13 protein-coding genes and 1 riboswitch are annotated in these 12,799 nt (G+C 73.3%); of the genes, 5 read left to right on the forward strand and 8 right to left on the reverse strand.

What is annotated here, in order from left to right:
• Window positions 1-93: 93 nt before the first annotated feature.
• Window positions 94-882 carry a CTP synthase C-terminal region-related (seleno)protein gene (locus ACQPW6_RS01820; RefSeq protein WP_433887721.1) on the reverse strand — a complete coding sequence of 263 codons (789 nt, stop codon included), beginning with the start codon at window positions 880-882 and terminating at the stop codon, window positions 94-96.
• A 77-nt stretch (window positions 883-959) separates the two neighbouring features.
• On the opposite strand from ACQPW6_RS01820, the gene ACQPW6_RS01825 reads away from it, so the two are divergent.
• Both ACQPW6_RS01825 and ACQPW6_RS01830 read left to right on the forward strand, forming a co-directional pair.
• A complete protein-coding gene (locus tag ACQPW6_RS01825; protein WP_433887722.1) occupies window positions 960-1,847 on the forward strand; it encodes a LysR family transcriptional regulator in 888 nt (295 codons plus the stop codon).
• Window positions 1,848-2,122: 275 nt separating this feature from the next.
• Window positions 2,123-5,596: a discoidin domain-containing protein gene (locus tag ACQPW6_RS01830; protein WP_433887723.1), complete on the forward strand. Its 3,474-nt coding sequence runs from the start codon at window positions 2,123-2,125 to the stop codon at window positions 5,594-5,596.
• Between the two features lie 112 nt (window positions 5,597-5,708).
• Here the strand turns inward: ACQPW6_RS01830 and ACQPW6_RS01835 are convergent, their stop codons facing one another.
• The 7 genes from ACQPW6_RS01835 to ACQPW6_RS01865 all read right to left on the reverse strand — a co-directional run bounded on the left by ACQPW6_RS01835 (window position 5,709) and on the right by ACQPW6_RS01865 (window position 10,716).
• Entirely contained in the window at window positions 5,709-6,500 is a 792-nt protein-coding gene (locus ACQPW6_RS01835) for an urease accessory protein UreD (RefSeq protein ID WP_433887724.1), read from the reverse strand.
• Complete coding sequence (gene ureG / locus ACQPW6_RS01840; protein WP_433887725.1) at window positions 6,497-7,189, reverse strand: urease accessory protein UreG; 693 nt, start codon at window positions 7,187-7,189, stop codon at window positions 6,497-6,499. The genes ACQPW6_RS01835 and ureG overlap by 4 nt, the downstream gene beginning before the upstream one ends.
• A 105-nt stretch (window positions 7,190-7,294) precedes the next feature.
• Window positions 7,295-7,978, reverse strand: a complete 684-nt coding sequence (locus ACQPW6_RS01845; protein ID WP_433887726.1) for an urease accessory protein UreF — start codon at window positions 7,976-7,978, stop codon at window positions 7,295-7,297.
• Window positions 7,979-7,994: 16 nt separating this feature from the next.
• Window positions 7,995-9,716, reverse strand: a complete 1,722-nt coding sequence (locus ACQPW6_RS01850) for an urease subunit alpha (protein ID WP_433887727.1) — start codon at window positions 9,714-9,716, stop codon at window positions 7,995-7,997.
• On the reverse strand, window positions 9,709-10,020 hold the full coding sequence (locus tag ACQPW6_RS01855) for an urease subunit beta (protein ID WP_433887728.1): 312 nt from the start codon (window positions 10,018-10,020) through the stop codon (window positions 9,709-9,711). The genes ACQPW6_RS01850 and ACQPW6_RS01855 overlap by 8 nt, the downstream gene beginning before the upstream one ends.
• 13 nt (window positions 10,021-10,033) lie before the next feature.
• On the reverse strand, window positions 10,034-10,336 hold the full coding sequence (locus tag ACQPW6_RS01860; RefSeq protein WP_433887729.1) for an urease subunit gamma: 303 nt from the start codon (window positions 10,334-10,336) through the stop codon (window positions 10,034-10,036).
• Window positions 10,337-10,437: 101 nt separating this feature from the next.
• Window positions 10,438-10,716 (reverse strand): type II toxin-antitoxin system Phd/YefM family antitoxin, encoded by a 279-nt coding sequence (locus tag ACQPW6_RS01865; protein WP_433887730.1) that lies wholly within the window; start codon window positions 10,714-10,716, stop codon window positions 10,438-10,440.
• Window positions 10,717-10,775: 59 nt separating this feature from the next.
• On the opposite strand from ACQPW6_RS01865, the gene ACQPW6_RS01870 reads away from it, so the two are divergent.
• The 3 genes from ACQPW6_RS01870 (at window position 10,776) to ACQPW6_RS01880 (ending at window position 12,794) form a co-directional block, all read left to right on the forward strand.
• On the forward strand, window positions 10,776-11,408 hold the full coding sequence (locus ACQPW6_RS01870) for an ATP-dependent Clp protease proteolytic subunit (RefSeq protein WP_433887731.1): 633 nt from the start codon (window positions 10,776-10,778) through the stop codon (window positions 11,406-11,408).
• Between the two features lie 6 nt (window positions 11,409-11,414).
• Window positions 11,415-11,732 (forward strand): hypothetical protein, encoded by a 318-nt coding sequence (locus tag ACQPW6_RS01875; protein ID WP_433887732.1) that lies wholly within the window; start codon window positions 11,415-11,417, stop codon window positions 11,730-11,732.
• A gap of 407 nt (window positions 11,733-12,139) precedes the next feature.
• A riboswitch (cyclic di-AMP (ydaO/yuaA leader) is annotated at window positions 12,140-12,308 on the forward strand.
• Between the two features lie 3 nt (window positions 12,309-12,311).
• Window positions 12,312-12,794 (forward strand): C40 family peptidase, encoded by a 483-nt coding sequence (locus ACQPW6_RS01880; protein ID WP_433887733.1) that lies wholly within the window; start codon window positions 12,312-12,314, stop codon window positions 12,792-12,794.
• Window positions 12,795-12,799: the final 5 nt, after the last annotated feature.

Here is a 12,799-nt window from a genome sequence, read left to right on the forward strand (position 1 = left end):
GTTCCCGCCGCCCGGCCGCCGCGAACGGGGCCAGACGGGTGACGTCGGGTCAGCCGCCGTCAGAAGGCCCGGTGAGAAACCGTCAGAACGGCGTCAGACCGGGGAGTTGGCCTGCCCCGCGTGCCGTACGGCGGCCTCGGCGAACGCCCGCAGGTACGGGTGCGGGACGGTGCCGTCGCCGGCCAGCTCCGGCTGGAAGAGCGCGGCGAGGTAGAACGGGTGCCCCGGCAGCTCGGCGACCCGGGGCTCGCCCTCGCTGTCATGGGCGGTGAACCGCATGCCGCCCTCCTCGAGACGCGGCACCAGCGCGCGCACCGGCCCGTAGGCGCAGTGGTAGCGCTCGACGCTCTCCCGGCTGCCGAGCAGCCGCTCGGCGAGGCTGCCCGGCAGGGTGCGCAGCCGGCCCTCGCGGCCGACCAGCGAGCAGCTGAGCGGCGCGATCAGGATGTCCGTGCCGCCCGCGCTGCCGGAGCCCCCCGCGGCCTCCGGGTCGTTCTCGGCGTGCCGGGCGCGGGCCAACCCGCAGGCGTCGCGGGCGAATTCGAGCAGCGCGTGCTGGAAGCCGCCGCAGGTGCCGAGGAAGGGGATGCCGTCCTCGCGGGCGGTGCGGATCGCGGCGAGCGCGCCCGCCTCGCTGCGGTACGGGCTGCCCGGCAGCGCCCAGACGGCGTCGAACCCGGTGACGGCGCCCGGCAGTTCGGCGTCCTCGGTGGGGATCCAGTAGGCGTCGACCGGCAGGCCGTGCCGCTCGCGGAGCGCGCCGAACAGGACGGGCACCCGCTGGTGCGAGCGGACGGCCGGGGAGCGGTCGCCGATCAGGGCGATCCTGGCGGTGCGGGGGCGGGCCGGCCGGGCGCCGGCGGAACGGGTCTCGGAGGTCATGGGACTCATCGTGCGACGCCGAGAAGTATCACGTCCAACGATGATCAGTGGTCTCGGCATCAGTAATACTGATGGCCATGGATCCGCATCTGCTGCGCACGTTCACCGCCATCGCCCGCCTGGGGTCGTTCTCGGCGGCGGCCGGGGAGTTGGGCTACACGCAGTCAGCCGTCTCCCAGCACATCGCCGCGCTGGAGGCGGACCTCGGCACGGAGTTGCTGAGCCGGCGGCCGGTCGCGCCCACCGAGGCGGGCGCCCGGCTGCTCGATCACGCCGGACCGCTGCTCACCCGTCTCGCGGCGGCCCGCGCGGACGTCGTACGGGTCGCCGGGGCGCCCGCCGCCGCGCTCGCCCTAGGCGTCTGCGGCATCGCCTTCGGGCCGCGGGCGGCGGACGCGCTCGCCACGCTGAGGGCCGCGCTGCCGCGCGCCGAGGTGACGCTACGGGCCCTGGACCGGGCCGAGTTGACCGCCGCGGTCGCCGCGGGTGACCTCGACGCGGGTCTGGTGGGCGGGGTCGCCGCCCCCACCGACCCGCTGCACCTCCCGCAGGACGCGGGCCTGACCGTGACCGGCTGCGGCGAGGAGCCGCTGTGCGTGCTGCTGCCCGCAGGCCACCCGCTGTCCGGCCGCGCCGGCCTGCGGCTGGGCGACCTGGCCGACGCGCTGTGGCTGGACGCCCCGGCCTGCGCGGCCCCGCTCGCCGACCTGCGCGCGGCCACCGGCGGCGGCTTTCCGGCGGCCCTGCGCTATGACGGACCCGATGTCCGTACGCTGCTGGCGCTGGTCGCGGCCGGCCACGGGCTGGCGGCACTCCCCCGCTCGGCGGCGCCCGGGGACCTGGCGGCCGGCACCGCGGCCGTACCGGTGACCGAACCGCGGCTGGCGCACCGGGTGGAACTCGTCCACCGCCCCGATCCGCGCGGTGCGGTGGCGCTGTTCGCCGAGGCGATGGGCACGGGATGAGGTCCGGGCGCATGCGGTAGGACAGTTGAGCGGTTCTCTCACGGCGCCGGCTGCCGTCGCGGCGGATACGGGCGAGAGAACGAGGGCTCCGCCAGGCCGCATCGCCCCGGTGGCCCCACCGCTTCCGCACCATTGCCTTCCCTTGGCACACGACCCTTGACGCCACCCTCGGCGGGCCGGTTCACTTCCGCGTTGGAGAGCGCTCTCCTAGCGCTGTCCTCCCCCACAACGGCACCAGCCTGTCCTCCCCCCACTGCGAAAGAGACATGTCTGCCATGCATCGCGTCACACGCCTCAAGCGTCCCTGGAATCCGAAGACCGCCAAGAGACCACCCGTCCTGTGGGTGGCACTCGCCTCCGTACTGGCGCTGCTCGCCTCGCTGTTCGCCACCGCCGGGTCGGCGCACGCCGCACCCACGCTGCTGTCGCAGGGCCGGCCGGCCACCGCCTCGTCCACCGAGAACGGCGGCACCCCGGCCTCGGCGGCCGTGGACGGCAACGACGGCACCCGGTGGTCGAGCGCCGCCGCCGACCCGCAGTGGGTCCAGGTGGACCTGGGCTCCACCGCGTCCATCACCCAGGTCGTCCTGAAGTGGGAGACGGCGTACGGGAAGGCGTTCCAGATCCAGGTGTCGGACGACGCCTCCACCTGGAAGCCGATCTACTCCACCACCACCGGAACCGGCGGTACGCAGACGCTCACCGTAAACGATTCCGGGCGCTACGTCCGGATGTACGGAACGGCCCGCGGCACCGCCTACGGCTACTCGCTCTGGGAGTTCCAGGTGTTCGGCACGGCGGGCGGCGGCAACACCGGCGCCGCCTGCGGAACGCAGAACGCGGCGCAGAACCAGCCCGCCACCGCCTCCTCCACCGAGAACGGCGGCACCCCGGCCTCGGCGGCCGTGGACGGCAACGACGGCACCCGGTGGTCGAGCGCCGCCACCGACCCGCAGTGGCTGCAGGTCGACCTGGGCTCCAGCGTGACGGTGTGCCAGGTCATCCTGAAGTGGGAGGCGGCCTACGCCACCGCCTTCCAGATCCAGCTGTCCGACAACGGCACCACCTGGACCCCCGCCTATTCCACCACCACCGGAACCGGCGGCAACCAGACCCTCACGGTGGCCGGTACCGGCCGCTACATACGGATGAACGGCACCGCGCGCGCCACGGGTTACGGCTACTCGCTGTGGGAGCTCCAGGTCCACACCGGCGGCAGCGGCACCACGGCCGGCGGCACCGGCGGTGACACCGGGGGCGGCGACACCGGAGGCACCGGCGGCGACGGCAACTGCGGCACCACCAACGCCGCGCTCGGCCACCCGGCCACCGCCTCCTCGCTCCAGGACGACGACCCGGGCTACGCCGCCTACTACGCGGTGGACGGCAGCACCATCAGCCGCTGGTCCAGCGCCTCGTCCGACCCGCAGTGGCTGCAGGTCGACCTCGGCGCGAGCCTGCCGGTCTGCCGGGTCGTGCTGCAGTGGGAGAACGCGTACGCCAAGGGCTTCCAGATCCAGGTGTCCGACGACGGCACCACCTGGCGGCAGCTGTACTCCACGGCGAACGGCCCCGGCGGCAAGCAGAGCCTGGACGTCTCCGGCACCGGCCGCTACGTGCGGATGTACGGCACCGCGCGGGCGACCACGTACGGCTACGCACTGTGGGAGTTCGAGGTGTACACCGTCGGCGGGGTGACGGGGACGATCCCGCCGCCGCCCACGAAGCCGGCGCCCGGCAACTGCGCCTGGCTCAACTCGACGGCGGCCACGTCCACCCGGGTCGCGCAGCTGATGGGGCAGATGACGCTCCAGCAGAAGGTCGCGATGCTGCACGGCACCGACGACCCGGACTACATCGGCAAGATCGACGGCATACCGTCGCTGTGCATCCCCGACCTCAACCTGGAGGACGGCCCGGCCGGGGTCGGTGACGGGCTCGGCGGGGTGACGCAGATGCCGTCCGGCATGGTGTCGGCGGCGACCTTCGACCCCCAGTGGGAGCAGGCGTACGGCAACGCGGTCGGCGAGGAGTTCGCCGGCAAGGGCGTGAACGTGGCCCTCGGCCCGACGATCAACATCATCCGCGACCCGCGCTGGGGCCGCTCGTACGAGACGTTCGGCGAGGACCCGTACCTGTCGGGGCAGATGGGCGCCGCCGACATCGAGGGCATCCAGCAGAAGGGCGTGATGGCCGAGGTCAAGCACGCGGCCGCGTACAACATCGAGCAGCCGGCGGGCACGGTGAACGTCGACGCGCGGACCCTGCAGGAGATCTACCTGCCGGCCTTCCAGACCGCCATCAAGCAGGGCGGGGCGGCGGCGGTGATGTGCGCGTACAGCAACGTCAACAACGAGCCGTCGTGCCAGAACCCGGACATCCTCAACAAGGGGCTCTACCAGCAGGCCGGCTTCACCGGCTTCGTCACCTCCGACTGGGGCGGCGCGCACTCCACCGTGGAGTCGGCGAACGCCGGCATGACGGTGGAGATGCCCGGCGGCTACTACTACGCCGACTTCCTGATCCAGGCCGTGCAGAACGGCCAGGTCAGCCAGGCGACCGTGGACACCATGACCTCCCGGGTGCTGACCCAGATGTTCAGGTTCGGGATGTTCGACAAGGCGCCGAGCGGCAACAACAAGGCGCTGGTCACCACGCCGGCCCACACCGCGGTCGCCCGGCAGGGCGTCGAGGAGGGCACCGTCCTGCTCAAGAACAACGGCGTGCTGCCGCTGAACGCGGGCGCGCTGTCCTCGGTGGCGGTGATCGGCCAGGACGCCGGCCCCGGCACCCAGACCATCGGCGGCGGCAGCGGCACCGTCACCAGCTCCGGCACGTTCACACCGGTGGTCGGCATACAGCAGCGGCTGGCCGACACCTCGGCGAAGGTCAGCTACGACGAGGGCACCGACCCGGCGGCAGCCGCCGCGCTGGCCAGGACCTCGGACGTGGCGGTCGTCTTCGCGTCGGACAACTACGGGCACGAGGAGGCCGACAACACCTCGCTGAACCTGCCGAACAACCAGGACGCGCTGATCTCCGCGGTGGCGGCGGCCAACCCGCACACCATCGTGGTGCTCAACAACAACTCGGCGATCCTGATGCCCTGGCTGGGCCAGGTCGCGGGCGTCTTCGAGGGCTTCTACGACGGCCAGGAGTACGGCCGGGCCATCGCGGCGCTGCTGTTCGGCGACGTGAACCCGTCCGGGCACCTGCCGGTGACCTTCCCGGCCTCGCTCTCCCAGGTGCCGGCCAGCACCACCGCGCAGTGGCCGGGCGCCGACGGCCACGTGGACTACTCCGAGGGCCTCAAGGTCGGCTACCGCTGGTACGACACAGCCGGCAGCACACCGCTGTTCCCCTTCGGGTTCGGCCTGTCGTACACGAACTTCTCGTTCGGGAACCTGCACGTCGGGGCGATCGCCGACGGCAAGGCCACCGTCACCGCGACGGTCACCAACACCGGAAGCAGAGCGGGCGCGGAGGTCGCCCAGCTCTACGTGGCCGATCCCGCGTCGGCCGGCGAACCACCGCACCAACTGAAGGGATTCCAGCGCCTCAACCTGGCGGCGGGCGCCTCCGGGACGGTCACCTTCACCGTCTCCACGCATGACCTGGCCAGTTGGAGCACCAGTGCGGGCCACTGGGTGGCGGGTGCGGGGACCTACCAGATCCTGGTCGGCGACTCGTCCCGCAACCTGCCGCTGACCGGAAACCTCAGCCTGCCGGCCACCGTGACCGCCGACTGACCCTCGGCGGCCCTTTCGAGCGCCGCGCGGTCGCCGTCCCGGGCGCCGCGCGGCGCTTCCCTTTTGCTCTTGCGCGCGGGCGTCGGGTCAGCTCGACGCGGCGGGCGTCGGGTCAGCTCTCCGCGCGGGCCGCCGCCAGGCCGCGGTCGAGCAGCCGGCGCAGGTGCAGGCCGTCGCGGGCCACGGCGGTGACCAGGACGGCCGGTCCGGCCAGCGGGGTGAGGACGGCCTGCCCCTCGGCCGGGTCCCGGGTCAGCGTCACCGCCTTCGGCGCCTGCGCGAACGACGGGCGGACCAGCAGGAGTTGGCCCACCGCGCGGTAGCCGCCGAGCGCGGCGGGGCCGTCCCAGGCGGGGGTGCGGGGGCCGAAGGCCAGGGTCTGGTCGAGCAGCGGGCGGCCGTCCACCCGGACGGTGAGCCGGGTGGTGAGGTCACCGGCGGGCTCCGCGTGCCGGCCGAGGATCTGCTCCTCGCGGAGCAACAGGGTGGCGTCCGCGGCGAGTTCGGCGCGGGTGGTCATCCGCAGGTCGCTGCCCCGGGCGGCGATCACCGGCTCGGGCAGCCAGTGCAGTTCGGCGCCGGCGCCGACGGTCAGCCGGACGTCGTAGGCCGCCTGCTCGCCGCTGCCGCCGGGCAGCGAGACGGTGGCGGCGGCCGACCCCACCGTCAGCCGGGCGCCCGCCGCGCACTCCGCCTCGATCCGCAGCCGGTCGCCGCCGAGCGGCGCGCTCATGGCGCCGACCACGGTGACCGCGGCGCCGCCGCCGGGCGCCCGGGTCCTGCGCAGGGCGAGCGGGCCGTCGCCGGCGAGCAGCGGCAGCGCGGTGCCGCCGCGGCCGTCGGCCACCGCGCCGATCCGCGCGGTGGCCCGGACGGCGCGGGGGCGCGGCGGGGCGAGGGTCATCCGGCCACCGAGGCCCAGGCGGCGAGCCGTTCGCCGATCCAGGCCGCGACCGGGGCGATGCCGTCGGGGGCGGCGAGCGAGGTGAACAGCACGGGCAGCGCCCCGCGTTGGGCGGCGGCGTCGCGGGCCATCCGCTCCAGGTCGGCGCCGACGTACGGGGCGAGGTCGGTCTTGTTGACCACCAGCAGGTCGGCGGTGGTCACCCCGGGGCCGCCCTTGCGCGGGATGTCGTCGCCGCCGGCCACGTCGATCACGAAGATCTGGGCGTCCACCAGGCCCTTGGAGAAGGTCGCGGTGAGGTTGTCGCCACCGGACTCGACGAGCACCAGGTCGAGCGGTCCCACCGCCTGCTCCAGGTCCTCGACGGCCTCCAGGTTCGCCGAGATGTCGTCCCTGATGGCGGTGTGCGGGCAGGCCCCGGTCTCCACCGCGACGATCCGCTCGGCGGGCAGCACGGCGTTGCGCAGCAGGAAGTCGGCGTCCTCCCGGGTGTAGATGTCATTGGTGACCACCCCGATCGCCAGCTCCGCCCGCAGCCGCCGGCACAACGCGGCGACCGTGGCCGTCTTCCCCGACCCGACAGGTCCCCCGAGCCCCACCCGCAGGGCTCGCCGCCGGCCGCCCCCGTCGAGCACGGGAGATGAGTGCGCGTACCGCTCGGGAAACGTCTCAGGATGATCGAGGTGCATGGCCAACTCCCTTGAGGATGAACGGATGACGGGTCGTTGCCTCCGGCCCGGCCTGAGCGCCCGACGCGGGTCGCTGGCCGTGCTCCCCCTTGCTGCGCGTGCCGCTCATGACGCGAACAGCCGTACCGGCCAGGTCGCATGGGACTCGGCGGCGATGTCGAGCAGCGGGGCCGATGGGGCGGGGAGGGCGGCCGGGCCTTCGGTCAGGGCGCGGGTCGCCGCCGTGGCCGCCGCGGCGGCCACCGCGTCGATCTCCGGGGACAGCCGGGCCAGTACCGCCGTGGCGTGGAACGGGTCGAGGCTGAGGAGGCGGACCGCCGCGGTGGCCGGGGACGCGGCGGACTCGTAGGCGGCGGCGTATGCGGCGTCAAGCGGTGAGAGGCCGGCCGCGGCGGCGGTGACGCCGAGGACGACCGGCTGGTGCGCGCCGCGCGGGCGGGCCGCGGCGAGCTGGTCGAGGGCGGGGGCCGGCCAGGCCGCGCGGGCGGCCCGGGTCAGCTGGCGGCCGAGCCGCCGGGACACCGCGCGCAGCGCGGGTGACGGTGTCCGGGCGTCCGCCGCCTCGTCGAGCCCGAGCGGGTCGAGCCCGGCGGTCGCCGCCGCGGCCAGTGCGGCGGCGACCAGTCCCGTGGTGTGCAGCCGCCCGCGGCAGAAGCCGGCGAGCGTCGCCGCGTCGCGGATCCGGCCGTCGGCGACCGCGGACTCCGCGCCGCCGGAGTGCGCGTGGCCGCCGGCCGGGAAGCGGCCGTCGGCGAGCAGCAGCAGCGCGGCCCGCACAGCGTGGGTCATGGTGTCGGTGCCCCGCTCAGAAGAGGAAGTACCGCTGGGCCATGGGCAGTTCGGCGGCCGGAGCGGGCTCCACCACCTCACCGTCGATCCGCACGGTGAACGTGTCGGGTTCGACCTCGACCCTCGGCAGCGCGTCGTTCTCCCGCATGTCGGCCTTGGTCAGCGCCCGGGTGCCGCCCGCGGCGACGAACTGCTTGCCGAGCCCGAGCCGTTCGGGAAGCCCGTCGTCGATCGCCGCCTGGGTCACGAAGTTGACGGAGTTCAGCGCGGGCGCGGCGCCGACCCCGCCGAACATCGGCCGGGGCAGCACCGGTTGCGGCGTGGGGATGGACGCGTTGGCGTCGCCCATCTGCGCGTAGGCGATCTGCCCGCCCTTGATGACCAGTTGCGGCTTGACGCCGAAGAACGCCGGTTCCCACAGCACCAGATCGGCCAGCTTGCCCGGCTCGACCGAGCCGATCTCGTGGTCGAGGCCCTGCGCCACCGCCGGGTTGATGGTGTATTTGGCGACATAGCGACGTGCCCGGTGGTTGTCGGCCGGGCCGTCGCCCGGCAGCGCGCCGCGCCGCCGCTTCATGACGTGCGCGGTCTGCCAGGTGCGCAGCGCCACCTCGCCGATCCGGCCCATCGCCTGCGAGTCGGAGCTGATGATGCTGATCGCACCGAGGTCGTGCAGCACGTCCTCGGCCGCGATGGTGGAGGGCCTGATCCGCGACTCGGCGAAGGCCAGGTCCTCCGGCACGGCGGGGTTCAGGTGGTGGCAGACCATCAGCATGTCGAGGTGCTCCTCGACGGTGTTGACGGTGTGCGGCCGGGTCGGGTTGGTCGAGGACGGCAGCACGTGCGGCTGCGAGACCACCGTGATGATGTCCGGCGCGTGCCCGCCGCCCGCACCCTCGGTGTGGTACGCGTGGATGCCGCGCCCGGCGATCGCCGCGAGGGTGTCCTCGACGAAGCCGGCCTCGTTCAACGTGTCGGTGTGGATGGCCAGTTGCGCGCCGGTCGCCTCGCACACCGTCAGGCACGCGTCGATCGCGGCGGGGGTGGCCCCCCAGTCCTCGTGGATCTTGAAGCCGACCGCCCCGGCCCGCAACTGGTCGTACAGCGACTGCTGGTTGACGGTGTTGCCCTTGCCGAGCAGCCCGACGTTGACCGGGTACTCCTCCAGGCCCGCGAACATCCGGCCCAGGTGCCACGCGCCGGGGGTGACGGTGGTGGCCTTGCTGCCCTCGGCCGGCCCGGTGCCGCCGCCGAGCACGGTGGTGACCCCGGTGCTCAGCGCCTGCCGCATCAGGGTCGGCGAGATGAAGTGCACGTGCGCGTCGATGGTTCCGGCGGTGAGGATCATGCCGTTGCCGGCGATCACCTCGGTCTCCGGGCCGATCACCAGGTCCGGGTGCACACCGTCCATGGTCTCGGGGTTGCCGGCCTTGCCGAGCGCGGCGATCCGCCCGTCCCTGATGCCGACGTCGGCCTTGACGATCCCCCAGTGGTCCAGCACGACCGCGCCGGTGATCACCGTGTCCGGCGCGCCCTCGGCGCGGGTCGCCCGCCCCTGGCCCATCGACTCCCTGATGACCTTGCCGCCGCCGAACACCGCCTCCTCGCCGGCCAGTCCGGGGCCGCCGGCCAGGTCCCGTTCGATCTCCACCAGCAGGTCGGTGTCGGCGAGCCGGATCCGGTCGCCGGTGGTGGGGCCGTAGAGGTCGGTGTAGACGGCGCGGGACAGTTCAGCCATCGAGGGCTCCGGCGGTCTGGCCGCGCAGTCCGGCGACGATCCGGCTTCCGGCTACGGGCACGAGTTCCACCTCGGCGGGGATGCCGGGCTCGAAGCGTACGGCGGTGCCGGCCGGGATGTTCAGCCGCAGGCCGTGCGCCGCCGCGCGGTCGAACTCCAGGCCGGGGTTGGCCTCGGCGAAGTGGTAGTGCGAGCCGACCTGCACCGGGCGGTCGGCGGCGTTGAGCACGGCCAGCCGGGTGACCGGGGCGCCGGCGTTCAGCGGCACCGGGTCCTGGGCGTGGACGATCTCTCCTGGAATCACGGCGGCTCCCCCGTCAGACGATCGGGTCGTGGACGGTGACGAGCTTGGTGCCGTCCGGGAAGGTGGCCTCGACCTGCACGTCGTGGATCATCTCGGGAATCCCCTCCATGACGTCGTCGCGGGTCAGCACCGTGCGGCCGGACGCCATCAGTTCGGCGACGGTGCGGCCGTCCCTCGCGCCTTCGAGCAGGTGCGAGGTGATCAGCGCGACGGCCTCCGGATGGTTCAGCCGCAGCCCGCGCTCGCGGCGGCGCCGCGCCACGTCGGCGGCAACGTGTACGAGCAGGCGTTCCTGTTCATGGGGGGTCAACCGCACAGCCACACCTCACAGTCGTCAGGACCCGCGAGATTAGTTCGGCGGGATTTCGACCGTGTTAACGCCTGTTACGAACACCGGTTACGAACCGCTGCCCGTGGTCAGCGGATCTCCGGTCCGCGGTGCTCCGCGGCGATCCCGAACCGCTGGCGTTCACCCTTGGCGGACGGGCCGGTGCTGATCGTGCTGACCGCACTGACCGCGTGCTCCTCGGCCTGTTCGTCAAGATCGCGGAGTCGTTGCAGGTCAGCGGCTGACACCAGGGCCACGAGCGGCTTGCCGTGGCGGGTGAGTACCACCTGTTCGCCGCCGTAGACCACGCGGTTGACCAGTTCCGCGAGCTGCGAACGCGCTTGTGTGACCGGGACGTCGTGAGTCATGCTCCCCATCATAACGAGATGTACGTCCTGTACATTTTGAACGTATGGAGGTGCACGCCATGATCCGTCCCACCGCCCGCTACGTGCTGCCGCAGTTCACCGAGCGCACCAGCAACGGGACCCTCACCACGGATCCGTACTCCAAGCTGCTCCAGGAGCGGATCATCTTCCTGGGCACGCAGATCGACGACACCGCGGCCAACGACGTGATGGCCCAGCTCATCCACCTGGAGAGCAGCGCCCCCGAGCAGGACATCAACATCTACATCAACTCCCCCGGCGGCTCGTTCTCGGCGATGACGGCGATCTACGACACGATGCAGTTCGTGACCCCGGACGTCGCCACGGTGTGCATCGGGCAGGCGGCCTCGGCCGCCGCGGTGCTGCTCGCGGCCGGCGCGCCCGGCAAGCGGATGATGACCCCGGCCGCCCGGATCCTGATCCACCAGCCGTCGCTGGGCGACGTGGTGCAGGGCGACACCTCCGACCTGGAGATCCAGGCCAACGAGCTGCTGCGCACCCGCGAGCGGCTGGAGGCGATGCTCACCCGGCACACCGGCCAGGACGCGGACCGGATCAGCGCGGACATCGAGCGGGACAAGGTCTTCGACGCCGAGGCCGCGGTGGCCTACGGGCTGGTGGACCGGGTGACGAGCAGCCGCAAGTCGATCCCCGCGTACCGGCCGCGGTGAGCCGCGGTGGTACCCGAACTGCCGCCGCTGCCCGCCCTGACCCGGTCGGAGGGCGAACTGATCGACAGCTACCTGGAGATCGTCGACCTGCTCGGCCGGATCAACCCGTCGCGGACCGCCGACACCTACAGCGCGCTGCGGGCCGCCCAGGCGCTGGTCGGCCGGGCGGCGGAGCTGCGTGACGCGCTGGCCACGATGCACCTGCGCGGCGAGTCCGCCTTCCACCACGCCACCCTCGGGCGGGCGCTGCGGGTGCTGGACGGCGAGCGCCGGTCGTCGCTGGTCGTGGTGGCGCCGGAACGGGCTCCCGGGCCGCCGGACTGAACCGCCAGACGTACCCGCCGGGGACCGGCCGGCCGAGCGGCGTCGCACCGCCGGTCGATCGCCGGGCCGGTCACTCAGCGGCAGGGGGTCCCCCGCACGGCGGTAGCGGCCACCTCCGTTGGGGTAGCCGGAAGCCGCCGGAAACGCGGCGTCCGACTTGCGCGTGGCGGCTTGACGCCGACCCGCGGATATGAGCCGCGCGCAGGTCAGGCGGTGCGGTAGTCGCACCGGTCGGGCTTTCGCGAGCGGACATTCACTCGATCGGATGACATGTGACGAGCATCACATAGCGCGTTTCCCGCCCGGTCGCGGCGGCCGGTGTGCGTGACGATCCGTAGTGACGACAAGCCCCCGCCGCCGTGGCGGGGCGGTCCGCGCGGAAGCCCAATCCCGCCGGCGCGCGGATGCCAGGTCGCGACTCGAGTGCAACGGCGGGAGCGGAGGACCCAGGCACGACGGGGCCGGTCCGGAACGCATCCGGGCCACTCCTTGGGGTGAAGCCGCAGCACGCGGCCGGGCATCTTCGCCTGCCCGAACCCGACAGGTCATCCTTCGCAGGCTGACGACGAAGGGTTGCGCATGACCACGCCCAACCGCGTGTCCACCCGGCTGACCCGGATCGGCGCCGCTTCCGTCCTGACCGCCGCCGTGGTCGCCGTACCACCGCTGCTGCCGCACACCGCGCAGCGGGCCGAGGCCGCCACCCAGGCCGCCAAGGCGCTCGGGGTCGCCGCCTCGAAGAAGGGCTCGCCCTACCAGTGGGGCGCGGCGGGCCCCAGCCGCTTCGACTGCTCCGGGCTGACCCTCTACTCGTTCAAGCGGGCCGGCAAGACCCTCCCCCGCACCGCCGCCGCGCAGTACGGCAGCACCAAGCACATCTCCGCCGGCTCCCGCCGGGTCGGCGACCTGGTGTTCTTCCACAGCGGCTCGGCGAGCTCCTCGGTCTACCACGTCGGCATCTACGCGGGCGACGGCCGGATCTGGCACGCGCCCAAGACCGGCGCCCGGGTGCGGCTGGAGAAGATCTGGACGGGGGGTGTCTGGTACGGGCGGGTGGGCTGACCCGC

It is taken from the genome of Streptomyces sp. CA-111067 (assembly GCF_050956065.1).
Taxonomy (GTDB): domain Bacteria; phylum Actinomycetota; class Actinomycetes; order Streptomycetales; family Streptomycetaceae; genus Actinacidiphila.